The organism is Desulfococcus sp. (assembly GCF_041737845.1).
In the GTDB taxonomy this organism is placed as follows: Bacteria; Desulfobacterota; Desulfobacteria; order Desulfobacterales; family Desulfococcaceae; genus Desulfococcus.
This window is the reverse complement of sequence record NZ_JBGSQX010000147.1, coordinates 53,427-79,969: the sequence shown is the minus strand read 5'-3', so window position 1 is coordinate 79,969 and position 26,543 is coordinate 53,427. Positions and strand designations below refer to the sequence as shown.

The following is a 26,543-nucleotide window of genomic DNA, read 5'->3' as shown; positions in this document are numbered from 1 at the left end:
GCGGGATGGAGGAAAAAACCGGCTTTTGGGCCTTTATATCAATTCAAGATGGATTTTTCGGCCAACAAGCGCGGCGGCGCGGGAAAGCGTCTCGATTGTCACATTTCCCTTGGCCTTGAGAATCCGGCCAACCTGTGCGCGGCTTGTGTGCATCTGTTTTGCCATTTGCGTTTTGGTAATGCCTTTCTTGAGCATTTCTTCCGCGATTTGCCATGCGATCACGCGGGCAACAGCCTCCGCTTTTGCGGATTCGCAAATGCCTTCCTCTTTCAGAAAGTCCTCAAGCGCCGAGCCGCAATGTTCGTTTTTCCCGCTCATGTCGTTATCTCCCTCATTCGTTTGTTCGCCAATTCAATGAAACTGCGCTCCAGCTCCCCCAGTAGCACTCGGGAGCTGTGGGAAAGCAACTTGCAGGCAACCCGCCCCCCTACCACTGCCACATGACCGGATCATTCCCCAGGTGGTCGGTGACGGTCCGGCCGATGCGGTCCATCTCGGCCAGCTCCTCGGGCGGGAGGGTCACGGTTCCGGCCTTGGCGTTCTGGACGGCCTGGTCGGCGTTCCGGGCGCCGGCGATGGCGCAGGTTCCCTTGCCTGCGATCACCCAGGCCAGGGCCAACTGGCCCAGGGTCAGGTTGTTGCGGTCGGCGATGGGCTGAAGGGCCGCCAGGGCCCTCTGGATCCTGTCGTAGTGCTCGGGCTGGAACAGGATGTTCTTGGACCGGTGGTCGCCCTTCTCGAATTTGGGCTCCTTCCCGAACTTCCCGGTGAGGATCCCCTGGGCCATGGGGGAATAGGCCAGCACGGTAATGCCCTTCTCGCGGCAGTAGGCGATGGCGGTCTCCTCCATGTGACGCCAGAAGAGGGAGTATGGCGGCTGGTAGCTGTCGACGGCGCCGAAGGCCTCCGCCGCAATGATCTGCTCCCGGGAAAAATTGGAAACCCCCACGGCCCGGATCTTTCCCTGGGCTTTCAGCTCCGAAAGGGCCCGCATGGTCTCCTCGACGGGGACCTCCTTGCTGCCGAAGGAGCCCGCGGGCCAGTGGATCTGGTAGAGGTCGATGTAATCGGTATCGAGGTCCCGGAGGGACTTGTGGCAGGCCTTGAAGACCTTCTCGTAGGCCAGGGCATGGGCAAAGACCTTGGTGGCGATGACCACCTGCTGCCGGACTTGGCGGAGGGCCTTGCCCACGATCTTCTCCGAATGGCCGTCGCCGTATACGGTGGCCGTGTCGAAGGTGGTGATGCCCGCGTCAAAGGCCGCGGCCATGGCCCGCTCGGTTTCGTCGTCCTCGATGCCCGCCCACATAGACTTGCCGGCCTGCCAGGTGCCCATGATGACGGCACTGAGCTGAATGCCGGTCTTCCCCAGCGGAATGAATTTCATAGGTTTCCTCGCTTTTCCATGATGGCTGCTCGGGCCGCCGCCAGCCGGGCGACCGGCACCCGGAAGGGCGAGCAGGAGACGTAGTTCAGCCCCAGCTTGTGGCAGATGGCGATGGAAGCGGGGTCCCCGCCGTGCTCGCCGCAGATGCCGCATTCCAGGTCGGGGCGTACGCTCCGCCCCTTTTCGATGCCGATCTTCATAAGCTGACCGACGCCGTCCTCATCGATGGTGGCAAAGGGATTGTCCGGCAGGATGCCTTTTTCGATATATTCGATCAGGAATCCCGCTTCGGCGTCATCCCTGGAGATGCCGTAGGTGGTCTGGGTCAGATCGTTGGTGCCGTAGGAGAAAAACTCGGCGTACTCGGCGATCTGGTCGGCGGTCAGGGCCGCCCGGGGCAGCTCGATCATGGTGCCGAACTTGTAGTCGATCATCCTGCCCTTTTCGGTCATCACCTGCCGGGCCTCCTCCTCCAGGCGCTGCCGCTGCACCTTCAGTTCGTTGACATGGGCCGTGAGGGGAATCATGACCTCGGGATAGACCTCCACCCCCTCCTTGGCCACGATGCAGGCCGCCTCGAAGATGGCCCGGACCTGCATGGTGGTGATCTCGGGCACCAGGATGCCCAGCCTGACCCCCCGCATGCCCAGCATGGGGTTGGCCTCGTGGAGGCTATCGGCCCGTTTGAGGAGCTTCTCCTTCTCCTTGAACTGTTGGAGGAGTTCGTCGATTTTCTCCAGGCTGTCGGCATGCTGGAGCCGGATCTTGATGTCGCTCAGGTCCCGCCGGAGACTGACGTGGTTGGGCAGGAACTCGTGGAGGGGCGGGTCCAGAAGCCGGATGATCACGGGCAGGCCGTCCATGGCCCGGAAGAGCCCGGCAAAATCCTCGCGCTGGAACGGCAGCACCGCCTCCAATGCCTCGCGCCGCTCGATGGGGAGGTCGGTCATGATCATCTTGAGGACGTAGGGGAGCCTTTCGGGCTCAAAAAACATGTGCTCGGAACGGCAGAGGCCGATGCCCTCGGCGCCGTATTCCCTCGCCCGCAGGGCGTCCTTGGGGTAGTCGGCGTTGGTCCAGACGCCCAGGGTTTTGAACTCGTCGGCCCAGGAGAGCAGCTTGATGAGCCAGGGGTCCCGAATATCCGGCACCGTGGTGGTCAGTTTCCCCAGGTAGAGTTCGCCCACGTTGCCGTCGATGGAGATCATGTCCCCTTCGTGGATGAGTTCATCCTTGATTCGGATCTGGCGGCGGTTCATGTCGATCATGAGCTCCGAAAGCCCCACTACGGCCGGCTTGCCGAACTGCCGGGCCACCAGGGCCGCATGGCTGGTGCGCCCGCCGCGGCTCGTCAGAATCCCCTTGGACGCCAGCATGCCGTGAACGTCGTCCGGCTTGGTTTCGGGCCGGACCATGATGACGTCCTTTCCGTCCTTGCTCCACTTCTCGGCCAGGTCCGCGTCCAGAGCCACGACGCCGCAGGCGGCGCCGGGGGAGACGTTCAGCCCCCGGCCCAGGAATCCGCCCGATGCCTTGGCCGCGGCCACGGCCTTCCGGTCGAACTGGGGGTGCAGAAAAAAATCGACCTGCTCCGGCGTCACCCGGATAACGGCGTCCTCGCGGGAGATGAGCCCCTCCTCGGCCATGTCCACGGCAATGCGCACCGCGGCCTGGGCGGTCCGTTTCCCGTCCCGGGTCTGGAGCATCCAGAGCTTGTTTTTCTCGATGGTGAACTCCACGTCCTGCATTTCCCGGTAATGATTTTCAAGCCTCCGGGCGACCTCGTCGAATTCGGCGTAGGCCGCGGGCATCTCCTTCTTGAGTTCGCAGATGTCCTTGGTGAGACGGATGCCGGCCACCACGTCCTCGCCCTGGGCGTTGGTGAGGTAGTCCCCCTCGATCTGCCGCTCCCCGGTGGATCCGTTCCGGGTCATGGCCACGCCGGTGGCGGAGTCGTCGCCCATGTTGCCGAAGACCATGGTCACGATGCTGACGGCGGTCCCCAGGTCATGGGCGATGCCCGCCGCATTGCGGTAGTCCACGGCCCGCTTGCCGTTCCAGCTCTTGAAGACAGCCTCGGTGGCGAGCCGGAGCTGCTCGAAGGGATCCCGGGGGAAGTCGTATCCCTTCTGGCGGCGGCAGATGGACCGGAACTCGCGGGTCACCTCTTTCCAGGCCTGGGCGTCCAGCTCGGCGTCGGTCTCCGCGCCGGCTTTCATGCGGGCCTCGGTGATCACCTCCTCGAAAAGATCGTCCGGCACCCCCATGACCACGCTGCCGAACATCTGCACCAGGCGCCGGTAGGCATCGTAGACAAACCGCTCATCGCCGGTGAGCGCGACCATTCCCTGGGCCGTCTCGTCGTTGAGGCCGATATTGAGGACGGTGTCCATCATCCCGGGCATGGAAAACTTGGCCCCGGACCGGCACGAGACGAGGAGCGGGTTCGCGGCGTCGCCGAAGGCCTTGCCGGTTTTCTCCTCGATGATCTTCAACGCAGCGATCTCCTGCTCCCAGAGTTCCTCGGGGAATTTGCCCCCCGACGCCAGATAGGCGTTGCAGGCCTCAGTCGTCACCGTAAATCCCGGCGGCACCGGAACGCCGATGCGCATCATTTCGGCCAGGTTGGCGCCTTTTCCTCCCAAGAGGCCGCGGACGCCGTCCCAGGTGCCTCCGGCATGCTTCTCCGCCCCTTCAACCTCCTCAAACAGATAGACCCATTTTTTTTCCACCAAATCTCCTCTCTAATCATATTTAAATATGTATTTTACTTTTTGGTTTGAAAAACTGCCTTTGGCATCCCCTCCCTGCAGCAACAGGGCTGAAGACCCATCGGCTGAAGATCGACGGGAAGGATCAACCGTTTTGGCTCCTTCCTTCCGCTTTCGGCCTCACAGCCCTCCCTGCGAATCCCTGTCCGCCCGCTCCGGCCCACGATTCCCGAACAGCCGGCCGATGGCCGCGAAAACCCGTTTGAGCCCCCGCCAGATCCTGGGGAGAAGCCATATTATGAGGCAGACAAACAGGATGAAAAAGCCGATGAACACCAGGGGGTGGTTCAATGCCGTCCAGATGCCGGCCACAACAATGACGTCCTCGGAGATCGAAGCGGCCCAGTTGCTGAACGGCTCGGGAGAGGTGTTGATGAGCGCCCTGGAACCGGCCTTGGCGGCGTGGACCCCGGCGGTGATGCCGCCGCCCAGGATGGCCGCGGTAAGCGACAGGGCGGGCGTGACGTCCCCCACGGCGCCGGCCGCCAGAACGGCCCCGGCGGGAATGCGGATGAAGGTGTGAAGCGCATCCCACCCCGTGTCCACGCCCGGGATTTTGTCGGCGATGAACTCCGCCACGAACATCAGACCCGCGCCGGTCATGACCAGCGGATTCATCAGGATGTGCAGATGCTCGGGGAGGACGATGTTCTGGGTGGCCCCCAGGGCGCCCAGCACCAGGATCGTCGCGTAGAGATTGATCCCGCTGGCCCAGGCGGCGCCCATGGACAGCGCGATGGCGCGGGTGATCTCCTCATATGCCTCCATCTTGTCCTCCTTTTAAAAATGTCCTCTCATCGCCCCTGGAGCGCCTGCAGGAATTTCTGGATGTAGGCGTAGGCGGGGGTGAGGCGGCCCTGGTGAAGAATGACGGCCCGCTTCAATTCTGGCGGAAGGGCCAGGGTCGCGAAGGGGGCGGTGTAGTCCGCCCCGGCGAGGGCATCGACCATTCCCCGGAGAACGCCGCTGAAATAGGCGGAGGATTCCCGGGGGATCTCCGTCGGCAGAATATCCACCGCCATGACCACGGGCCCGTGCCCGATGAAGCCTGTGACGGTGCGGCCGGTTTCCGGCAGGTAGACGTAGACCGGATCCCCCGGGTCCGTGGCGTCCACCGTGCACTCGATCGACCCTTCCGGATCGCAGCTGATGTCCCCGATCACCCGCAGCCCGGGCTGTTTTCCATCCCCCCAGAGGCGCCTCACGGCCTCCAGGGTGACGAGCCGGGGGTACCGGTCATCCCAGTAGACGCAGTTGACGAGAAGGGTCAGGTGGTCCAGGAATCGATCGAAATCGTTCTCGTAGGTTTCCTTGCCGCGGCGGTAGTACTCCTGGAGGTCGAAGGCCGCGCCGGGGTCCCTGGGCCGGACGCAGTCGCTCTCCTTGAAGACCACCTTGTAGATCCGGTCCCGGGGAAGCATGATGTCCCCCGCGATTTTTTTCACATCCCCGGGGGCGATCTCCACCACCGGCAGGATGTCCAGGATCTCCTGGGCCCCCGCCGACACGTTCCCGTACCCGGTGATCCCCACGATGAGGGGGTGCACGGCTGCGGGGATCCCGCCGGCCCGGACTTTTTCCCCGACGGAGGAGATATGCGCCCGGATGTCATCGAGATCGCGGTAATCCCTGGCCTGCCTCAGTTCGGCGAAGGGGGTTATAATCCCCTCCATGGCCAGCCGCTGCCCGAGGGACCAGAGGGAGTTCACCATGCCGGCCAGGCCCGCATGGCGCCCGAAGAAGATGAGGCGGCGGTTCTTTTCATCGACGACCCGTTCGTAGTCGATGAGGGTGATCTTTTTTTCCATCATCGTTTTCAGCATGGGCATGTTGTAGGGCTGCCCCTTGATGACATGGGCGAAAAAGACGTAGACCCGGCCTTCGAGGAAGGCCTCCTTCGGGACCTCCTTGATGCCGAAGATCAGGTCCCGGTCCGCGAGGTCGTCTTGCACCGGTATGCCCTCGGCGCGGAACTCGTCATCCGTGATCGCCCGGGCCGGGCTCGACTGCACAGCGATATCGAGGCCTTTGTCCCGCAGGGCCTTCAAATCCGAGGGAACAAACGGAACCCTTCGCTCCCATAGACTTTTGTCTTCCTTCCGAATGCCGATTTTCATCTGTTTCACCCGTACCCCCGCATCGCCTTTTTCAGGCGCCGTGTTCACGCTCGACCGTATTGCGAAAAACCCACTGTTTTTATAACTAATTTAATATTGTTTCATACATAAGTACGCCGAATCTGTCAAGAATATGATGCACGGTTTTGCAAAAGATCATTCTCATGATTGTTTTGAGTGTAAAATCATGGTAGTTTTTTTCGGACCTTCCGCCTTTTCCCTGAATCTCTGAAGCGAGGGCTTTTCATGGCTGTACTCAAATTGATTTCATGGAACGTCAACGGCCTGAGGGCAGTATGGAACAAGGATTTCCCGGCCATCTTCAGGGGGCTGGACCCCGACCTGCTGGCCATTCAGGAGACCAAGCTCCAGGCGTCTCAATTGACGGACGAAATGCGGCATATCGAGGGATACGAGTCCTGGTGGTCCTTTTCCACGGTAAAGAAAGGCTACAGCGGCGTCGGCGTCTATACGCGCATCCCCCCGGTCCGGGTGCGGGAGGGGATCGGGATTCCCCGCTACGACGACGAGGGCCGCATCCTCGAACTCGATTTCGGGGACTTCGTCTTTTTCAACGTCTATTTCCCCAACGGCCAGATGAGCGACGAGCGGCTCCGGTACAAGCTCGATTTCTACCGGGATTTCTTCGACTATCTGGCCCCCCTGAAATCTGCGGGGAGAAACCTCATCATCGCCGGAGACTACAACACCGCCCACAACGAGATCGACCTGAAAAACCCCAAGGCCAACGAAAACACCTCGGGCTTCCTCCGGGTGGAGCGGGACCGGATCGACGAGATCATCCGCGGCGGCTACGTCGACACCTTCAGACACCTTCATCCCGAGACGGTCGAATACTCGTGGTGGTCCTACCGGTTCAAGGCGAGGGAGAGAAACGCCGGCTGGCGCATCGATTATTTTTTCACCACGGAAAACATGATCGCCTCCGGCAGAATCCAGGGCGCGGCCATCGACAATTCCGTTTTCGGGTCCGATCACTGCCCCATCCGCCTGACGGTCCTCCGGTGACGGCGCGGCATGCGAGGAAGGGGCGGACCCTGTTTCATCGGGCGGCATCCCGGGTGCCTTGCGAACCTTGCCACTGACCCTTTCTTCGTATATATTCGGTGATGATGAAAACACCATGGCGCTATTCCGACCTCATCGACCTGGAGTATTTTTTCCACGAGGATGAAACGGCCGATGAAACGACCCGGAGGGCCAATGCCCTGCGGGACAGGGAGATCTATGTCCGGCACATCCTGCCCCGGACAGCCCCGGGAAAACCCGTGTCCAGGCGGTGGCTTCTCCGGCAGTGGCTGGACCGCCGCCGGGCATCCCTGCGGGAGGGAACCGTGGATGCCTTTCTTCCCGGGGATGCCTTCGGCGAAATGTACCGGCTTCTGGTCCTGGCCGCGGCCGTTTTCGGGGTCGTGAGCGGGGGGGGCCTGGCGTTTTCCCTCCTGCGGTACGCGGGGACCAGCCCGGTCAACGTCTCCGTCTACCTGAGCCTCCTGGTGGGAACACAGCTTTTCATCATTGCTCTGCTCCTTGCCGGGGCGCTGATCCGCCTGGCATGGCGCAGGAAAGCGCCCTCTTCCGCCATGGCCTCCCTGTTGAGCGCCATCCTTGTTTCGCTCACCCTCCGGCTCCGACGCGAGGCCGCGGGCCGAATGTCCGGCCGGAGCCGGATGAGCCTGGAGGCGATCACCGGCCTGATCCGGGGCAGGCGGCGGATCTACGGCAGCCTGTTCTACTGGCCTTTTTTCATCCTGACCCAGGCAATGGGCATCAGCTTCAACGCGGGGGTCCTGGGCGCGACCCTGCTCCGGGTCCTGGGCACGGACGTCGCCTTTGGATGGCAGTCTTCGGTCCTTTTCAGCGCCGATATGGTCCACCGGGCGGTGGAAGCCGTCGCCCTGCCGTGGTCGTGGTTCCTTCCGCCCCATATCTCGCACCCCACGCTGACCCAGATCGAAGGCAGCCACATGGTCCTCAAGGACGGCATCTATCACCTGGCCACCCAGGACCTGGTTTCGTGGTGGCCCTTCCTGTGCCTCGCCGTCCTGTTTTACGGCTTGATCCCCAGGCTCATCTTCCTGGCCATGGGGATCCTTTTCAAATCGAGTGCCCTGGCCGGACTCGATTTCTCCCACAGCCTTCCGGATCAGCTCATTCAGCGGATGGAAACCCCCCTGCTGGACACCGGGGGAGGGCCCCAGCCGGAGCGCCCGGAAGCGTCGGAGACGGCCCCGGCGCCTCCGGCAGGAGCGCCGGAACCCCCGGACGGAGCGATGCCGCAGCGGCGGCTCGTGGCACTGATCCCCGAAGACCTCTTCGACGACTGCGGGCCGGATGAACTCGAGGCCCTGATTTCACGGGTATTCGGATCGCGGATCCGGGAAACCCTCAAGGTGGATGCGGAAGAGACCGGCGACCTTACCCTCCTTGCGCACCTGGCCGAAGCGGCCCGCAAGAACGGGCGGGTCGATGTCTTCCTCCTCAGGGAGGCCTGGCAGCCGCCCATCCTGGAGGACCTTGCCTTTATCCGGAGCCTCCGCCAGGCCGTCGGCGAGCGCGCCAGGATTCAACTGGGCCTCATCGGCAGGCCCACCCCCGACACCATCTTCACCCGGGTCATGGAGACAGACTGGAACATATGGCATCAGAAGATCGCGTCCCTGGGAGATCCCTTCCTCCGGATAGAAAGGCTGGTGCGCCATGAAGCCTAGCCCCGTCCCGGAATTCGCCATCGTGGGGCACCCCAACGAAGGGAAATCCTCGGTGGTGTCGACCCTGGCCGAGGACGACAGCGTCAGGATCAGCCCGACGCCCGGGGAGACGATTCAATGCCAGACCTTCCCGGTGACCATCGACGGCCGGGAGGTCATCCGGTTCATCGACACGCCGGGATTCCAGAATCCCAAGCAGACCCTTCAGTGGATGCGCGGCTATGCGGGCCCGGACACCCATATGGTGGCGGTGTTCCGCCAGGTCCACGCCGACCGTCCGGATTTCCGCGACGACGTGGAGCTCTTCCTCCCCGTCGAGCGCGGCGCCGGCATCATCTATGTGGTGGACGGGTCCCGCCCCCTGCGCGGCGTCGACAGGGCGGAAATGGAGATTCTGCGCTTGACCGGGCGCCCCCGCATGGCCATCATCAACTGCAAGGAAAACGAGACCGGCTACATCGACCAGTGGAAAAGCGAGTTCAGGAAGCACTTCAACGCCATCCGGGTCTTCAACGCTCACAAGGCCACCTATGCCGAGCGGATCAGCCTCCTCGAAAACCTCAAAAACATCGACCAGGACTGGCAGCCGGCCCTGGAAACCGTCATCTCCGCCTTCAAGAAAGACTGGGAATACCGCAACTCCCGGACGGCGGAGATCCTCTGCGCCCTGCTCGAGAAATGCCTCACCCACGCGATTTCACGGAATTTCACCGAGAATGCCGACGAGGGGGCGGCCAGAAAGGCGCTCCAGGAAAAGTACAACCAGGATATCGCCGACATGGAGCAGGAGGCCCACCGGAAGATCCGGCGGCTCTTCAAGCACAACATCTTCAGCGTCGACCTGCCGCCCCAGTCCATCCTCCATGAGGAGCTGTTCAACGAGCGGACATGGCAGCTCCTGGGACTCACGCCAACACAGCTCATCACGGCGGCCGGTCTTGGCGGCGCGGCCGTCGGTGCTTTGGTGGACCTGGCCGCCCACGGGCTCACCTTCGGCATCTTCTCGGCCATCGGCGGACTCGCCGGCGCGGGATGGGCCGCCCTGGGCGGCGCGGAGCAGCTTGCCAAAACCAAGGTGGTGGGCATGAATCTGGGGGGCCTCCAGATCCAGGTCGGTCCCCTGGGAAACATCCAGTTTTTCTATATCCTGTTAGACCGGGCTCTCATCTACTACTCCCATGTCATCAACTGGGCGCATGGCCGGCGGGGCCTTCCGGCCTCCCGGGAATCGCATGCCAAAGCGGTTACCAAAGCCGGCTTCGCCACGGAATGGGACGACTCGGCCAAGCGCATCTGCACCGGCTTCTTCAAGGCGGTCAAGGGCGGCGAGGACCCCCGGCACGATGCCCGGAGACAGGCGATGAAGGCGTTCATCATGAACATTCTGAACGGCATCTCCCGGAGCGAACGGCCTTACGGGCTGGTGTTTGGAAATGACAGAAAATAAGAGGACGGAGAATACCATGAAGGTGATCCTGTTGATGGCCATTACCCTCGACGGCAAGATCGGCAAGACCCCGGATCATTTTCCGGACTGGACCGGACCGGAGGACAAACGGCTCTTCGTGTCCATCACCCGGCGGGCAGGCGCCGTCATCATGGGCTCCAAGACCTACGACACGATCGGCATGCCCCTTCCCGGCCGGAAAAACATCGTTCTGACGCGGGACAGGCGCCGCGTCTCCCAATGGGAAAACCTCTGGTTCACGGACGCGTCTCCCCGGGAGGTCCTGGAGGTTCTGGAGAAGGAAGGGTATCGGGAGGCCATTCTCGCCGGAGGCGCCCTGGTCAACTCCCTTTTCGCGGAGGCCGGCCTGATCGATGAGGTCATCGTCACCATCTCCCCCACCATCTTCGGATACGGGCTCTCGCTTTTCACCCAGGAGATCGCAATGGACCTAAAGCTCATGGATGTCCGGCGCCTCGGTACGGACCTGGTCTGTCTGGAATACCGCGTGATCAAATAACCCTCGAAGCACCAACGGAGAAACCATGGACGTCACACAATTCTGGAAGATTCCCCTCAAGATCTTCGGCATGACCCTCTTCGCCTTCATCAGCTTTCTCGTCATTCTGTTTCTGTTTGGAGCCTTTTTCATCAGCGCCGGACTGGGCGTGGGGTCCATGCTCGCACGAGAGGACATAACGGGTATCGTTTCAACGGAGGACCAGAGTTACACCTTCATTTCCGGAAAAAACGGGAGCCAGAACATCCTGATCAGTCTGCCCGTGGAAGGGGTCATCCTGGGCAGCCCGCCCCAGGAGCTCGGCCAGTCGCCCATGGGGTGGTTCAACGCGACCTACGGCTATTCCATCCAGAAGGCCCTGGAAAAGGCGGCGGAAGACGATCAGGTCAAGGGGGTTTTCCTGCATGTCCAAAGCCCCGGCGGCACGATTTTCGGATCGATGGCCATCCACGAGGGCATCGAGGCGTTCCAGAAATCGACCGGCAAGCCCGTCCTATCGTTCATCGAGGGTCTGTCCGCATCAGGGGGCATCATGGCCATGGTCGGGGCGGATGCGATCTACGCGGATTACGGCAGCTATATCGGCAGCATCGGCGTGATCGGGGCGGCCCTCACCTATTTTGACCAGCCCACGGCGACCGAGGGGGGGATCCTGGGCGGCGGAATCGTCACCCGGGGCGGCATCGAACACACGATCATCTCCGCCGGCCGCGGGAAAGACCTGGGCAACCCCTTCCGCCGCGCCACGGATGAAGAGATCCGGACCCTCCAGCAGGGGGCCGACATCGAGTACGAGAATTTTGTGCGCCATGTGTCTGAAAACCGCAAGATCCCTGAAACCACCGTCCGCGACCGGATGGGGGCGCAGATTTTCGACAACCGAACGGCCCAGGAGTTGGGGCTGATCGACGGCACCCTGAGCCGGAATGCCGCCATCACCAAGCTTGCGGAGATGGCCGGCGTCGGCGGGGATTTCCAGTTGGCAAGGCCCCGCCGGACACCCACGAAGCTGTGGCAGGACCTTCTGTTTTCATCAGCCGGCGGAAAACCCAGCGAAGCGGAATTCCGGACGGCCGCCCGGCGCCAGATCTGTTTAGGTGCGGGCCGCATGCCCATGGCCTACTACGGCGACCCTGCAGCGCTCTGCGCTGAATACGGCGCGGGCGGCCGCGCCCGCCCATAACGATCGCGGCGACAGCGTCGGCTGATGCCGACGGAGGAGGATGCAATGGTCGAAATACACTCCGACTGGAAACGGCTGCTGGACGCGCTGCCCAGCGGGATCATCATCATCGACCCCGAGTTCAACATATGCTACATGAATCGGACGTTTACAGCCCTGTGGAAGATTGACGACCGCCAGGCAATCGGAAAGAAGTGCTTCGATCTCTTCACCGGCCCCCTCTGCCATGAAATCGCCTGCCCCCTGAACCGAATCTCCCGGGGGGAAGACCGGATCCCCTATGATGAAGAACAGCACTGCAAGTGCGGCAGCGTTTCCACCTGCAACGTTATGGTAAGCGCCCTGAAGGACGACGCAGGCCGCCTCACCGGAATCATCGAAAGCTTCACCGATGCAAGCATCCTCAAGACGACCCGGACGGCACTGGTCGAGAGCAGCGAGCGACTGAGGAAAGCCATGGGCGGCATCATCCAGGCCATGTCCCTCACCATCGAGAAACGGGACCCGTATACCGCGGGGCACCAGCGGCGCGTCGCCAAACTGTGCCGCGTGATCGGCACCGAACTCGGCCTCGGCTGGGAATGCATCCAGGGCCTCCGTATGGCCGCCGCCATCCACGACCTGGGGAAGATCAACGTCCCCGCGAGCATCCTCAACAAGCCGGGGCGGCTCTCGGAGCATGAAATCGCCATCATCCGCCAGCATCCCGAGACGGCATATGAGATTCTGAAAAACATCGATTTCCCCTGGCCGATCACACAGGCCATCCACCAGCACCACGAACGCCTCGACGGATCCGGATATCCCCGGGGGCTCGCAGGCGGCGAGATCATCCTGGAGGCCCGCATCCTTGCCGTGGCCGACGTGGCCGAGGCCATCTCCTCTTTCCGCCCCTACCGGCAGGCTTTGGGCACAGAAACCGCCATGGCGGAGCTTCGAAATGGACGCGGCGTCATCTACGACCCGCTGATCGTCGATATCTGCCTGTCGCTCTTCGAAACCCGCGGGTTCGACTTCAACGTCAAATTCTTTCCCCGCGGTTCACAGACACCCCATACGAACTGATCGCCCGGGCCGCGGCCTGGATCCCTCCCCGATCCCGTGAAGCAGGCGCAGGCCGACAGGATCGGCGCGGCGATCTGCGCCGCAGCATTATATTCTTGACAAACCCAAATTTTTAGAACATATGGTACAAAAATAGGATTTTTTAAGAATGATAGATGAAATAAGTTTAAATATTCTGAATATTCTTCTGGAAAAGGCCAGGATACCCAACGTCGAGGTGGCCCGGCAGGTGGGCATGGCCCCCTCGGCCGTGCTCGAACGGATTCGCAAGCTCGAGAAGCAGGGCATCATCGACGGATACGAGGTCCGGCTGAATCCGGAGCGGTTCAACCGCCGGCTCATCGCGTTCATCTTCATCAAGACCGACGGACACCCCCATCCGGAGCGGACGCCCATTCCCGATACCCTGGCTGCAATGCCGGAGGTGCAGGAGGTCCATGAGGTCGCCGGAGAGGACTGCCTTCTCCTGAAACTGCGCGCCGCGGATCATCAGGAGCTGGGCGCGCTCCTGCGGGAGCGAATCAGATCCATTCCCGGCATCCTGTCGACCCGCACCCTGACGGTGCTTTCCACCCACAAAGAAACGGCACGGTTTCCCATCTCGGGGATCCTGCCGGATGAATAACGCACAACCATCCTTACGTGCAAAGGAGATCCCCTGCCATGCCAATGTCCATCGCATTCAAAGATCGCCTGTTTCCCGTGTTGGAGCAGATCGCCTCTCATTACGGAACCCCGTTTCACATATACGATGAAGCCGGCCTGCGCGACACGGGCCGCGATCTTCAGAACGCCTTTTCCGGAGCCCCCGGCTTCAAGGAATTTTTTGCCGTGAAAGCCCTTCCGAACCCCCGGATCCTCGAGATCATGAAGAGCATGGGCTTCGGGTTCGACTGCAGCTCCATCACGGAGCTGATGCTGAGCCGCAGGGTCGGGGCTGCGCCGGACGACATCATGTTCACCTCCAACAACACGAGCCTGGAGGAATTCCGCTTCGCCCAGGAGGCGGGGGGCGCTATCCTCAACTTAGACGATATCACCCTTCTGCCCAAGATCCCCCGGCTTCCCGAGCTGGTCAGCTTCCGCTACAATCCCGGGCCCAGGAGAACGGGAAACGACATCATCGGCAACCCCGTCGAGGCCAAGTACGGCGTCAGCCACGACCAGATCGTGGACGCCTACCGAACGGCCCGGCAGATGGGCGTCCGGCGGTTCGGTCTTCACACCATGCTGGCCTCCAACGAACGCAACCATGCCTACATGGTTCAGACCGCCGACATGCTGCTCTCCCTCATCGAATGGATCCATTCCGAGACCGGCATCATCTTCGAATTCATCAACATCGGGGGCGGCCTGGGAATCCCCTACCGCCCGGAGGACGCCCCCCTGGACCTTGAGGCCATGGCCCGGGAGATCACCGGAAGCATAGGCCGGTTCCGGCGAAAAAACGGATATGCGCCAAGGCTCTACATGGAAAGCGGGCGCTATATGAGCGGCCCCCACGGCGTTCTGGTCACGACCGCCATCAACCGGAAGGAGATCTACCGGAAATACGTGGGGGTCGACGCCTGCATGTCCGCGCTGATGCGCCCGGGCATGTACGGGGCCTATCACCACATCGACGTTTTGGGCAAGGACGGGGCGGTCGGCACCGAGGTCGTGGACGTGGTCGGGTCGCTGTGTGAAAACAACGACAAATTCGCCGTTCAGCGGAGCCTGCCGCCCATCGATGAAGGGGACATTCTGGTCATCCACGACACGGGGGCCCACGGCCATTCCATGGGGTTCAATTACAACGGCAAGCTGAGGCCCCAGGAGCTGCTTCTCCGGGACGACGGGACGACGGAGAGGATCCGCCGGGCGGAGACCCCCGAGGATTATTTCGCAACCCTCGATTTCACGCAGGACCTCCTTCACCTTTAGCAAACGCTCCTTCCCGGACGGGCCGACGGCCGCCCCCCGGCGGATCCGTCGGCCCGGTTTCATTTTTTGACGCTTTCGCAAAAAGGCCGATGTCTGCGTTGCGCTTCATCCCTCGTCACTGCGGCGTACTATCAGTACGCCTCATTCCTCGGGATTCGCAAGCCTTGATCTCGGCCTTTTTGCGAAACCGTCTGAAAATCGACTTTTTGCGAATCCATCATTTTTTCCTTTTCCGCAAAATGGATCGCTGGTATAGACAGCGCCTTTGCGCCAAAAATCAGTCCGATGAGGGGCTCTTCAGGAGGAACGACATGAATCCAGACAAAATCGGCACACGAATCATGAAAACCATGGAACAGAAAGGGATCTCCATCGAAGCGCTCGCCGAAAGAACCGGCCTTGCGATAGGATTCCTGAAGCGCGTCCAGGAAGAGGATCTCTACCCCTCCCTCGGACCGCTGTTGAAGATAGCGCGCTCACTGGGGGTCCGGCTGGGGACCTTTCTGGATGACCAGGTCGGCTGCGATCCGCTCGTCATCCGAAAATCGGAGCGCAAGGGGGAACTCAGCATGCTTCGCGCCAGGGACAAGCCGGCGGCCGCCCGGTTTTATTCCCTGGGGCGCGGGAAGACCGACCGCCATATGGAGCCCTTCTTTGTGGAAATCCTGCCGGAATCGGCCATGGAGAAAACCCTCTCCTCCCACGAAGGCGAGGAGTTCATCGTGGTGGTCGACGGCGAGATCGAGATCGTCTACGGCAAGGAGACCCACCGGCTGGGGCCGGGCGACTGCATCTACTACAATTCGGTCGTCCCCCATCATGTTGGATCGGCGGGCGACACGGCCGCAAGCATCTATGCGGTGCTCTATTTTCCAGAATAGCGGCTGCGGAGGAACATTCATGACCACGTGCGATGTGAAGGAAATTACCCTGGGGAGGCTGCTGGATCAGGCCGTCGCCGGCCATCCGGACAACGAAGCCGTCATCTACGCGGATCGGGGGTTCCGCCTGACCTACCGGGATTTCGGCCGGCTGGTCGACGGCTTCGCCAGAGGCCTCATGGCCCTCGGTGTCGAGCGGGGCGAAAAGGTGGCCATCTGGGCCACGAGCGTTCCCTGCTGGGTGGCGCTCCAGTTCGCGACGGCCAAAATCGGGGCCGTACTCCTCACGGTCAACACCAGCTACAAATCGAGCGAGCTGGCTTACCTCCTGAAGCAGTCCGAGACCGAAACCCTGTTCATCATCGACGGGTTTCGGGACACGGACTACGTGGGGACGGTCTACGACCTGGTGCCCGAATTGAAGCACCAGGAGCGGGGCTACCTCACCAGCCCGGCGTTTCCCTTCCTGAAGCGCGTCTGCTTTTTAGGCCAGGAAAAGCACCGGGGCATGTATTCCATTCCGGAAATCATGGCCCTGGGCGTCATGACCCCCGAAGCGGCCTTTCAGGAGCGCCAGGAGGCAGTGGCCCCCCGCGACGTGGTCAACATGCAGTACACCTCGGGGACCACTGGCTTTCCCAAGGGCGTGATGCTGACCCATGTCAACATCGCCAACAACGGCTTCCGGGTGGGGGAGAACCAGCGGTTCACCCCGGCCGACAGGATCTGCATCCCGGTGCCGCTCTTCCATTGCTTCGGCTGCGTCATGGGGGTCCTGGGCGCGGTCTCCCATGCGGCCACCATGGTGTTTGTGGAGGGGTTCGACCCGGTGGACGTCATGGCATCGGTGGAGCAAGAAAAATGCACGGCCCTCTACGGGGTCCCCACCATGTTCATCGCGATCCTGCAGCACAAGCTCTTCAGCAAGTTCGATTTCAGTTCGCTCCGGACCGGCATCATGGCGGGATCGCCCTGCCCCATTGAAATCATGAGGCAGGTGATCGACCGGATGTACATGAAGGAGATCACCATCTGCTACGGCCTCACCGAGGCGTCGCCGGTGATCACCCAGACCCGGGCCGAGGATGATATCCGCCGCCGCGTGGAATCCGTCGGACGCGCCTTGCCGGGCATCGAGGTCAAAATCGTCGACCCGAAGACCGGCGCGGTTTTACCGCCAGGGACGCAGGGCGAGGTGTGCTGCCGCGGCTACAGCGTCATGAAGGGGTATTACAGGATGCCGGAGGCGACGGCCGACGCCATCGATGAAGACGGCTGGCTCCATTCGGGCGACCTGGGCGTCATGGATGAAAACGGCTACCTGAGCATCACGGGGCGCCACAAGGACATGATCATCCGCGGCGGAGAGAACATCTATCCCAGGGAGATCGAGGAGTTTCTTTTCCAGATGGAAGGCATCGCCGACGTGCAGGTCGCCGGTGTGCCCAGTCCGAAATACGGCGAGGAGATCGGCGCTTTCATCAAGCTCAAGAAGGGCTTCCGCCTGGAGCCCGAGGATGTCCGGGATTTCTGCCGGGGGAGGATCAGCCGCTACAAGATTCCGAGGTATGTGGGGTTTGTAGACGATTATCCAATGACGGCCAGCGGAAAGGTTCAGAAGTTCGTCCTGCGGGAGATGTCCGTGGCGATGTTTCCGGATCGCCATTAGACGGGCCTGCGGATCGCGGTTCAGGGCCGCCGGATCCGGGGGGCTGCGTTCCGGGTCACACCTTCTTTAAGCCGCGGGCAAAGATCTCGAAGGCGATTTTCAGGGTTTCCTTCAGGTAGTTTTTGTTGTCGTTGATGATGCTTTTGCTGGATTCCCACAGAACGACGCCGGAAAACATCGACCAGAAGATATCGGCCAGGGCGATGGGGTGCTCATCAATGAAGACACCCTGATCGATCCCCTCCTGGAAAATCCGGGCAATGGCGCCCAGGGACTTTCTGGAAAGCGCCTCAATCTCTCCCAGGAGTTCATCGGAGAGATTTTTGAGGGTTTCGCTCGATTGCAGGTGCGCCATGTTGATGATGATCAGCGGGTCGAATTCATAGACATCGAACATGGCTTCGTTGAGGGCGTCAACCTTCTGAACGGGATTTAAATCATGATTTCCGTTGACATGCTCGAGCCGTATGATTAAATACTGCAAAATCCGGAGTGACAGGGACGCATAGAGTTCATCCTTGTTCTTGAAGTACAGATAAAGCGTTCCCGGGCTTAATTCAGCCTCTTTGGCAATGTCCTCCATGGTGGATCTGTTGAATCCCTTTTCCGAAAATACGCGCTTGGCCGCCACAATAATCTGCTGCCGCCGTCTCTCCCGTTCTCTTTCTTTTCTTTCCCTGATTCCCATTCTGGACGCATTCCTGAATTATATTTATTTGAAATACATTCATATATTTTATATTATCGATTTGGTCAAGCTAAATAATAGACACGCCCACAGCCATGTTCAATGCACAGGCCGCCAAAAAAGCGTGGAAAAAAATGTAACGCGTTATTTCCTTAAATCCATCTTATTCCGTCAGGCCCAGCCATGAAGGGCAGGCGCCGCTCTGCAAGGTGCGCCCGGCGATGGCATAATTTTGCCGCATAGCATGCGTCAGGGAGGGAAATATCCAAAATGATGTCACACGATGATTTTCCTGAATCATTGGCTGACGAAGTATTGACCGAAATGGCCCACAATTTTTTCGGGGAGCGGGTGCAGCTTGAGGAGAGCATCAAGTTCCTCCACCAGACTGCCGACAGGCTCCGGGGAAAAGAGGCCCGCATCCACGAGAAGGCCGCCTTTCTCAATTACCTCATGCTGACGCCGCAGGCGGCCCATGCCCTATACCGGTCGATCGGAATCAACCCCGAGATCTTCACCGTAACGGGCGGCGTGACCGACTGCGCCCTGCCTGCCTGGACCCCCTCCGCCCTGACGCGAAAAGGCGAATACGCCAAATTCGTGCTCTGGGCATATGACGCCCTCAGGCGCGCCTGCGAGAATTACCTTCACGGAAACCCGTCGGCTGACCGGGACGACAGACCGGAGACCGCATCCCATGACGCCGACTATCGCCTGGTGAAGAGCCTGTGCACGCTGATCAACCAGGAGATCGACCGCATCAACCGCCGTTGCCTGCCGACTCAGGTGCTTCAGGCCGTTAAAAGGTTCGACCCGGCCACCCAGACCAAGGAATATGTCACCGGCGGGGGCACCGATTACGGAGACCATTGCCTCCTCAACGAGAACCTGGCCTTCAAGCCCATCGAATTCTCCTCCCTCAACCTCAAGGAACTTCCCGAGCTGCCGCCCCTGGAAAAGGTCCAGGACGCGATCACCCGGGAGGCCAAGGCCAATTACGCCCGGAACAGCGGCCGGATACACGACATGCTTACGCATGTGAAACATCTGTGCCGGATGTCCCGCCAGGGATAAATTCTCAGGATCGGGTGGGGGGATCGACGGTCTTGAAGGTGAGGGTGAAGGTCGTGCCCTGATCTGTTCCGCTTTCAACGTCCAGACGGCAGTCATGGGTCTCCAGGATACGGTGAACGATGGACAGGCCGAGTCCCGTGCCTTTGGGCTTGGTTGTCATGAACGGATCAAAGATGGATTCGATTTTATCTTCCGGGATGCCGCAGCCGGAATCACGGATCTTCACGACGGCGGCCCGGCGCGTCTCCTGCCGGGCTTCGATTTCGATGGTTCCTTCGCCGTCGATGGATTCCACCGCGTTCAACAGGAGGTTCCAGAAGACCTGACGGAGCTGCCCGGGGTCCATTTCGATCCAGATGCCGGCTGCAATTCTCGTGGAGATCCTTATCCGCTGGGCATAGGCACTGCTGGTGCCGAACATGCCCGCTGTCTCCCCCAGCACGATTCCAAGGTCGACCACCTCCCTCTGCCCCTCGGGCGGCTTCGCAAACATGAGGAAATTGTTGACCAGCACGCTCAGCCGATCGGCTTCGCGCAGGACGATGAGCATGAGTTTCCGCTGCCCGCGGCCGTCCTGGTCTTCGTCCTTCAGCAACTGGACGGATCCGATCAACGAGGCGAGTGGATTGCAAATCTCGTGGGCCAGGCCGGCGGCCATTTCCCCCACGGCCGCCATTTTTTCCACCCGCTTGGTGTAAGACTCCATGGCGGCCAGCTCCCGCCTGGAACTCCGCTCCTGTTCGGCGATGATGCCGCTCAGGAACGCCACCGCAAAACAGGCGACCATGATGATCATGACCTTGTAGAGCACGTAGCTCCAGGCATAATTCGCCGCCGTCAAGCTCACCAGCATCCCCATCGGTTTCAAGACGCCGTAGAACTCGAGGTCGACCAGCAATCCGTATTGAATGCTGCACAGCACCGCCATGATCAGTCCGCCCTTCCGGAAGAGCAGAATGCTGGCGTACATGATCACGACCAGGTAGAGAAAGAAAAAAAGACTCGAAAAACCACCGGTCAGAAAGATGACGAAGGTAACGGCCACCGTGTCGACGGCGATCTGAAGATAGGCCAGGGCCGTGGTTTGGTCGAGCCGCTTGAGCAGGGCGGCGTAGGCGAGGGAGGCGACAGCCAGAAAGCAGATCAGGCCGTACAAGACGATCAGGGACGGATCCTGGAAGGAAAGTCCGTCCCTGATGTGAAGAATGACCGTGGATCCGAGAAGCAGGAGCGTGAAGAGCAGCCGAAAAAAGATCAGCCATCTCAGCTTGATGCGCATGCCCCCGGTGACATGGTCTTCAGGCCGAATTTTCAGGGTGTGCTTGGCGCCCAACAGACTTCCTTTTGTGGAAGATGGCTAAGAGATGCCGCTGGCCATGCTGAAAATCGGCAGGTACATGGCGATGACGACGCCGCCGACCACAACTCCCAGAAAGCAGATCATGAAGGGCTCGATCATTTCCGTCAGCCGCTCCACGGCTTCATCGACCTCTTCATCGTAGAAATCGGCGATTTTCACCATCATGGAGTCCAGCGCGCCCGTGGACTCCCCCACGGCGATCATCGAGCAGACCATGGGCGGAAAAACCCCGCTGCCGGCCAGGGGCGCGGCCATGGTCTGACCTTCCTTGATGCTCGACCGGACGCCGTAGATAGCCGTCTCAACGATTTTGTTTCCCGCGGTCTTGGCGACGATGTCCAGGCCGTCCAGAATCGCGACGCCGCTGCTCAGCATGGTTCCCATGGTCCGGGTAAACTTGGCCACCGCGACCTTTCGGATCAGGCTGCCCATCACGGGAAGCTTCAGCAGAAACCTGTCGATGATTCGCCGCCCCTTGTCCGTTCCGTAATATTTCCTGAACATGAAACCCAAAAGACCGGCTGCGATAACCATATAGAAGATGTTGTCCTTGGTGAATTCACTCAGGTGGATCACCATCATCGTCATGGAGGGAAGGGCTTGCCCCATTTCACCGAACATCTTCTGAAAGACGGGGATGACGAAGATCATGATGACGATGACAACGATGACCGCAACCGCCAGGGTAATCGCGGGATAGAGCATGGCGCTCTTGACCTTGGCTTTGAGCCGCTCGGCTTTTTCAAGGGTCTCCGAGAGCCGCTTCAAAATGGCATCGAGGATACCGCCCGCCTCGCCTGCGGCAACCATGTTGACAAACAGATCATTGAATTCTTTGGGGTGTTTTTTCAAGGCGTCGGCAAGCGTCGCCCCGCCTTCGAGATCCTCCTTGACCTCCTTCAGAATGTTGACAAATGTCTTGTTTTCGGATTGGGCCGCCAGCAGTTCCAGGCATTGAATGATCGGCAGGCCGGCGTCGATCATGGTCGAAAACTGCCGACAGAAGATGATAATGTCCTTGTTGGTCACGCTCGGCTGGAGAAACGAAATATTATCAAGAAGATCCTTGGGCTTCTCCTTGATCTTGATATCGCTGAGCCCTTTTTTGATGAGCTGGCTCCTCGCCACCTCAAGGCTCGCCGCATCAATCTGCCCATTTTGGGCGATGCCCCTCCGGTTTCTGGCCGTCCATACAAATTTCGCCATAATGCCCCCTTGTGTCCACGGCGACATGGGTAATCACCATTATCGATGATGATCGATAGGGTTGTGGATCTCGGTTCCCGGCGGGCGGCACGCCGCATGCATGTGCCTTTAGGGGAATCCGTCGCGCGTTGGGTTGTCGTCGCTAAAATTTTTAAAATAAACTCAATTATTACTCTGTGACGTTTTGCATATAACATAAGTTTTAGCATTCGTGAAGCCTTAATTTCAACCGGCGGGGCGCCGGCATCGGTTTCCACCCGGCCGCCGCGGGCAGACAGAGGCGGTTTTAAATTCAAATATCAATATGATCTCTATTTGTTAGGGTTTCGGTTCGCATCCTTTTTCAGAGATTCACACCCGCTCTATAAAGAACCACTAACCATAAATTCACACGATCCTAACGAGGCGGCAACAATAGTGCGCTATAGAGAGCGCATCCATGTCCCGGAAAGACGCCGTCGCCTCTCTCGGCCGCCTTTCCGTCCGTCAGTCACCTGAAATATCCAACCCCTGTCACAACGAGGAGAACGGAATGAAACGAACCGCATTATTGACGCGCTGCATTTTCCTGCTGACACTGGCGATAACGCTGATCACCGGGCCGACCCCCAGCTTTGCCGAGGATCTTTTGGTGTACACGGCGTTGGAGGATGATGAAATTCCCCGGTATCTGGCCCTGTTCAAGCAGGCCCACCCCGATATCAACGTCAAGATCGTCCGGGATTCCACGGGGATCATCTCCGCCAAGCTGCTTGCGGAAAAGGACAATCCACAGGCGGACGTGGTCTGGGGGACGGCCGCAACGAGCCTCATGCTCTGTGACCAGGTCGGCATGGTGGAGCCCTATGCCCCGAAAGGCGCCGAGAAGGTTCGGCCGAAGATGAAAGACAAAAACACCCCGCCCCACTGGGTCGGCATCAAAGCCTGGATGACCGGATTCTGCGTCAACACCGTCGAATGCCAGTCCATGAAGCTGCCCATTCCCGAATCCTTCGCAGACCTGATCAAACCCGCTTATCAGGGCCAGCTCATCATGCCCCATCCCGCGTCTTCCGGCACCGGTTTTCTGACCGTTTCCGCCATCCTGCAGATGATGGGTGAAGAAAAAGGATGGGCTTACCTGGACAAGCTTCACCAGAACATGATCCGCTACACCCATTCCGGATCCCAGCCCTGCAAGCTGGCCGGCGCCGGTGAAACCGCCATCGGAATCTCCTTTGCCTATCGCGGGTTCATGCAGAAGAAAAAAGGGGAGCCGATCCTCACGGTCTTCCCCAGGGAGGGCTCGGGATGGGATGTTGAAGCCAACTGCCTCATCAAAAAAGACGCCGTCAAACCGGCGGCCAGAACCTTTCTGGACTGGGCCATCAGTGAACCGGTCATGAAAGAGTATGCCCAGGTCTATCCGGTCACCGCCTATGCCACGGATGTGCCCATCCCCGAAGGATTCCCCAAAAACCCTGAAGGCCAGCTCATTGCTAACGATTTTGACTGGGCCGCGAAAAACCGGGAGAGGATACTGGCTGAATGGACCCGGCGCTACGACGGCAAAAGTGACGCCCAATAGCGGCAGATGACGCTGCATGGACAAAACGGACCGGACGCCCTCCGGTCCAAAACGATAGACAGGTGAATCATGGCACAGCCAGTAAACGGACCCTATCTGGAGGTGGAAAACGTCACCAAGACGTTCGGAAAATTCACCGCTCTGAAAAACATCTCTTTCAGTGCAAGTCCCGGAGAATTCATCTCGGTACTCGGCCCGTCGGGATGCGGCAAGACCACCCTGCTCCGCATCATCGCCGGGCTCGATCCTCTGACGGGGGGCAGGGTCAGAATCCAGGGCCGGGATGTGTCCGACCTGCCGGTGTCCCGCCGGAATGTCGGGATCGTATTCCAGTCCTATGCCCTCTTTCCCAACCTCTCGGCCGCCCGGAATATCGCCTATGGTCTCGCACGGCGGGGAAAAGACAAATCCTCCGCGGCCCGTCGGGTCGAGGAACTGCTGAATCTGGTCGGCCTTTCCGGTATCGGCGACAGATATCCCTCCCAGCTCTCCGGCGGTCAGCAGCAGCGCGTCGCCCTGGCTCGTGCCATGGCCCTTTCCCCGGATCTGCTGCTTCTTGACGAACCGCTCTCCGCCCTGGATGCCCAGGTCCGCATCATGCTCCGCTCGGAAATCCGGCGGCTTCAGAAACGCCTCGGGGTCACCACCCTCATGGTGACCCATGACCAGGAAGAGGCGCTGACCATGGCCGATCGCATCCTGGTCATTTCAGAGGGGGAGCTGGTTCAGAACGGCGCTCCGGATGAGATTTACGACAAACCGGCGACACCCTTTGTGGCCGCCTTTATCGGCAGCATGAATTTCATCCCGGAGGCCGTCAAGGTCAAAGAGGGCCGGTATCGCATCGGCTGCCACCAGCTCCGCATTTCCGGGGGGAACGGCGCCCGGTCCCTTCCGGCCGGGCACCCGGTGACGCTGGCGATCCGGCCTGAGGACGTGGCGGTGCATACCGATGACCCGGGAAAATACAATACCCTGAAGGCCCGCGTTCGCAGCATCGAATACCGGGGGCCGCTGTTCAGGATTTCCCTGACGCTGCCCATCGACCCGGTTACTGTAAAGATGATCGATGCGGATGTCACGGCGGAAAAGGTCAGACGGATCGGTCTCCGGGAGGCGATGGAACTGCCGATTCACCTGCCCGAAGACCGGTTGCGCGTTTACGCCCATGCCCGGGTTCCCTCATGAGCCGTGTCGCCGCCTGTGCTGAAACGGCCCCCAGGCAGGGGTTTTTCGAGGGCATCGATACAGCGTCGTGGACCCGACGTCTCCTGATCCTCCTATTCATTCTCTGGATGACGGTCATGGTGCTGCTGCCTCTTTTTCAGCTCTTTTTGCGCAGCATGGTCAATCCCCGGGGGGATTTCGTGGGGCTTGCCAATTATATCCATTACTTCAAAACCCCCGCTCTGTCCCACTCCCTGGGCAACAGCCTTTTTGTCTCCCTCATGACGACCGCCATTGCGGTCACCCTGGGGTTCGGGTATGCCTATGCCCTGACCCGCACTTGCATTCCGGGAAAATCGGTGTTCAAGGGGCTCGCCATGATGCCTCTCTTTGCCCCGACGCTGCTCAACGGCATCGCCCTGGTCTATCTGTTCGGACGGAAAGGGCTCATCACGCAGGGGTTTTTCGGCACCCTTCCCGGCATTGACATCCACCTGTTTGGCCCTGTGGGCATCATCATTTCCGAGGTGCTGTTCGCTTTTCCCCAGGCCGTTCTCATCCTGACCATCGCCCTCGGCATGACCGACGCCCGGCTGTATGAAGCAGCCGACTCCCTGGGCGCCGGCCGAGTGCGGACCTTTTTCACGGTCACCCTGCCCGGCATCAAGTACGGGCTCCTCAGCGCCGTTTTTGTCTGCTTCATTCTGGCCTTCACGGATTTCGGAGCCCCCAAGGTGGTGGGCGGCACCTTCAACATCCTGGCCACGGACATCTACAAGCAGGTCATTGGACAGCAGAATTTCATCATGGGGTCCGTGGTCAGCGTGGTGCTCCTGATTCCCACGGCCCTCGCCTTTGTCGTGGACCGCATCGTCCAGCGGAAGCAGGTTTCCCTGATCGCAGCCAGATCCGTTCCCCTGACCCCGACGCCGCAGAAGATAAGGGATACGATTTTTCTGGCCTTCTGCGGTCTCATCGCCTTCCTGATCATCGCCTTTTACGGCACCGCGCTCTTCGCCTCCCTGGTCAAGGTCTGGCCCTACAACCTCTCACCGGGATTCTGGCACTACCGCTTCACCGGTACCGGCGGGGGCGGATACGCCGCCTTTTTGAACAGCGTCCGCATGAGCGCCTATTCGGCATTTTTCGGCACCTGCATCGCCTTTTCAGCCGCATATCTGATCGAAAAGACCCGGCGGATGCGGATGCTGCGGCAGACCGCCTATTTTCTGTCCATTCTCCCCCTGGCCCTGCCCGGACTGGTCATCGGCCTCTCCTACATCTTTTTTTTCAATGCCAGGGGCTGGACCCTGCCCTGGTTCACCATCCCCAACCCGCTCAACCTCTTTTACGGGACCATGGCCATCCTGGTGATCAGCAACATCATTCATTTTTTTTCCGTCAGCTTTCTGACCGCCACCACGGCGCTGAAACAGCTTGACAAGGAATTCGAGACGGTTTCGGAATCCCTGGGGGTGCCCTTTTACACCACGTTTGTCAGGGTGACGGTCCCGGTCTGCCTGCCGGCGGTCCTGGAAATCGGCATGTATTATTTCGTCAACGCCATGGCAACCGTATCGGCGGTGATCTTCCTTTACTCGGCCGACATCCCGCTGGCCTCGGTGGCCATTGCCAACATGGATGACGCCGGTGACACCGCCGCCGCCTGCGCCATGTCCATCCTGGTGATCCTGACCAATCTCCTGGTGAGGCTTTTCTATGGATGGATGACCCGGGGCATCAAGAAAAGAAGTCAGGCATGGACCGTCCGGTAATCCGCCGCGAC

General features: G+C 60.3%; 22 protein-coding genes. 14 read left to right on the top strand and 8 right to left on the bottom strand.

The window, feature by feature from the left end; genetic code table 11:
• Nucleotides 1-33: 33 nt before the first annotated feature.
• The 5 genes from ACEW8N_RS18205 to ACEW8N_RS18185 form a co-directional block, all read right to left on the bottom strand.
• Nucleotides 34-318 (bottom strand): helix-turn-helix domain-containing protein, encoded by a 285-nt coding sequence (locus ACEW8N_RS18205; protein ID WP_373501281.1) that lies wholly within the window; start codon nucleotides 316-318, stop codon nucleotides 34-36.
• A gap of 109 nt (nucleotides 319-427) precedes the next feature.
• Nucleotides 428-1,387 (bottom strand): aldo/keto reductase, encoded by a 960-nt coding sequence (locus ACEW8N_RS18200; RefSeq protein WP_373501280.1) that lies wholly within the window; start codon nucleotides 1,385-1,387, stop codon nucleotides 428-430.
• Complete coding sequence (gene ppdK, locus ACEW8N_RS18195; RefSeq protein ID WP_373501279.1) at nucleotides 1,384-4,119, bottom strand: pyruvate, phosphate dikinase; 2,736 nt, start codon at nucleotides 4,117-4,119, stop codon at nucleotides 1,384-1,386. The genes ACEW8N_RS18200 and ppdK overlap by 4 nt, the downstream gene beginning before the upstream one ends.
• 159 nt (nucleotides 4,120-4,278) lie before the next feature.
• Entirely contained in the window at nucleotides 4,279-4,926 is a 648-nt protein-coding gene (locus ACEW8N_RS18190; RefSeq protein ID WP_373501278.1) for a DUF4126 domain-containing protein, read from the bottom strand.
• A 26-nt stretch (nucleotides 4,927-4,952) separates the two neighbouring features.
• Nucleotides 4,953-6,275 carry a hypothetical protein gene (locus ACEW8N_RS18185; RefSeq protein WP_373501277.1) on the bottom strand — a complete coding sequence of 441 codons (1,323 nt, stop codon included), beginning with the start codon at nucleotides 6,273-6,275 and terminating at the stop codon, nucleotides 4,953-4,955.
• Between the two features lie 246 nt (nucleotides 6,276-6,521).
• Between ACEW8N_RS18185 and ACEW8N_RS18180 the strand changes: the two genes are divergently transcribed.
• From ACEW8N_RS18180 to ACEW8N_RS18135, 10 genes are all read left to right on the top strand, one after another.
• Complete coding sequence (locus tag ACEW8N_RS18180) at nucleotides 6,522-7,304, top strand: exodeoxyribonuclease III (RefSeq protein ID WP_373501276.1); 783 nt, start codon at nucleotides 6,522-6,524, stop codon at nucleotides 7,302-7,304.
• Between the two features lie 104 nt (nucleotides 7,305-7,408).
• Nucleotides 7,409-9,007, top strand: coding sequence for a DUF2868 domain-containing protein (locus ACEW8N_RS18175; RefSeq protein ID WP_373501275.1), 1,599 nt, complete (start codon nucleotides 7,409-7,411; stop codon nucleotides 9,005-9,007).
• A complete protein-coding gene (locus ACEW8N_RS18170) occupies nucleotides 8,997-10,454 on the top strand; it encodes a GTPase/DUF3482 domain-containing protein (protein ID WP_373501274.1) in 1,458 nt (485 codons plus the stop codon). The genes ACEW8N_RS18175 and ACEW8N_RS18170 overlap by 11 nt, the downstream gene beginning before the upstream one ends.
• Nucleotides 10,455-10,470: 16 nt before the next feature.
• Entirely contained in the window at nucleotides 10,471-10,974 is a 504-nt protein-coding gene (locus tag ACEW8N_RS18165) for a dihydrofolate reductase family protein (protein WP_373501273.1), read from the top strand.
• A 25-nt stretch (nucleotides 10,975-10,999) separates the two neighbouring features.
• Nucleotides 11,000-12,157, top strand: coding sequence for a S49 family peptidase (locus ACEW8N_RS18160; protein ID WP_373501272.1), 1,158 nt, complete (start codon nucleotides 11,000-11,002; stop codon nucleotides 12,155-12,157).
• Nucleotides 12,158-12,202: 45 nt separating this feature from the next.
• Complete coding sequence (locus ACEW8N_RS18155) at nucleotides 12,203-13,222, top strand: HD domain-containing phosphohydrolase (RefSeq protein ID WP_373501271.1); 1,020 nt, start codon at nucleotides 12,203-12,205, stop codon at nucleotides 13,220-13,222.
• A gap of 148 nt (nucleotides 13,223-13,370) precedes the next feature.
• On the top strand, nucleotides 13,371-13,847 hold the full coding sequence (locus ACEW8N_RS18150) for an Lrp/AsnC family transcriptional regulator (RefSeq protein WP_373501270.1): 477 nt from the start codon (nucleotides 13,371-13,373) through the stop codon (nucleotides 13,845-13,847).
• 38 nt (nucleotides 13,848-13,885) lie between these two features.
• Entirely contained in the window at nucleotides 13,886-15,145 is a 1,260-nt protein-coding gene (locus tag ACEW8N_RS18145) for a diaminopimelate decarboxylase (RefSeq protein WP_373501269.1), read from the top strand.
• A gap of 311 nt (nucleotides 15,146-15,456) precedes the next feature.
• Complete coding sequence (locus ACEW8N_RS18140; RefSeq protein ID WP_373501268.1) at nucleotides 15,457-16,026, top strand: helix-turn-helix domain-containing protein; 570 nt, start codon at nucleotides 15,457-15,459, stop codon at nucleotides 16,024-16,026.
• Between the two features lie 19 nt (nucleotides 16,027-16,045).
• Nucleotides 16,046-17,695, top strand: coding sequence for an AMP-binding protein (locus tag ACEW8N_RS18135; protein WP_373501267.1), 1,650 nt, complete (start codon nucleotides 16,046-16,048; stop codon nucleotides 17,693-17,695).
• Nucleotides 17,696-17,750: 55 nt separating this feature from the next.
• Here ACEW8N_RS18135 and ACEW8N_RS18130 read toward each other — a convergent pair whose 3' ends face one another.
• Nucleotides 17,751-18,383, bottom strand: coding sequence for a TetR/AcrR family transcriptional regulator (locus ACEW8N_RS18130; RefSeq protein ID WP_373501266.1), 633 nt, complete (start codon nucleotides 18,381-18,383; stop codon nucleotides 17,751-17,753).
• A gap of 270 nt (nucleotides 18,384-18,653) precedes the next feature.
• On the opposite strand from ACEW8N_RS18130, the gene ACEW8N_RS18125 reads away from it, so the two are divergent.
• The gene (locus ACEW8N_RS18125) at nucleotides 18,654-19,457 is read left to right on the top strand and encodes a hypothetical protein (RefSeq protein WP_373501265.1); all 804 of its coding nucleotides are present in this window, start codon (nucleotides 18,654-18,656) and stop codon (nucleotides 19,455-19,457) included.
• Between the two features lie 4 nt (nucleotides 19,458-19,461).
• Here the strand turns inward: ACEW8N_RS18125 and ACEW8N_RS18120 are convergent, their stop codons facing one another.
• Both ACEW8N_RS18120 and ACEW8N_RS18115 read right to left on the bottom strand, forming a co-directional pair.
• Entirely contained in the window at nucleotides 19,462-20,790 is a 1,329-nt protein-coding gene (locus tag ACEW8N_RS18120; protein WP_373501264.1) for a nitrogen regulation protein NR(II), read from the bottom strand.
• A 24-nt stretch (nucleotides 20,791-20,814) separates the two neighbouring features.
• The gene (locus tag ACEW8N_RS18115; RefSeq protein ID WP_373501263.1) at nucleotides 20,815-22,023 is read right to left on the bottom strand and encodes a type II secretion system F family protein; all 1,209 of its coding nucleotides are present in this window, start codon (nucleotides 22,021-22,023) and stop codon (nucleotides 20,815-20,817) included.
• A 532-nt stretch (nucleotides 22,024-22,555) separates the two neighbouring features.
• Between ACEW8N_RS18115 and ACEW8N_RS18110 the strand changes: the two genes are divergently transcribed.
• From ACEW8N_RS18110 to ACEW8N_RS18100, 3 genes are all read left to right on the top strand, one after another.
• Nucleotides 22,556-23,590: a putative 2-aminoethylphosphonate ABC transporter substrate-binding protein gene (locus tag ACEW8N_RS18110; protein WP_373501262.1), complete on the top strand. Its 1,035-nt coding sequence runs from the start codon at nucleotides 22,556-22,558 to the stop codon at nucleotides 23,588-23,590.
• Between the two features lie 69 nt (nucleotides 23,591-23,659).
• A complete protein-coding gene (locus tag ACEW8N_RS18105; RefSeq protein ID WP_373501261.1) occupies nucleotides 23,660-24,778 on the top strand; it encodes a putative 2-aminoethylphosphonate ABC transporter ATP-binding protein in 1,119 nt (372 codons plus the stop codon).
• Entirely contained in the window at nucleotides 24,775-26,532 is a 1,758-nt protein-coding gene (locus ACEW8N_RS18100) for a putative 2-aminoethylphosphonate ABC transporter permease subunit (protein ID WP_373501260.1), read from the top strand. Before ACEW8N_RS18105 ends, ACEW8N_RS18100 begins: the two co-directional genes overlap by 4 nt.
• Nucleotides 26,533-26,543 lie beyond the last annotated feature (11 nt).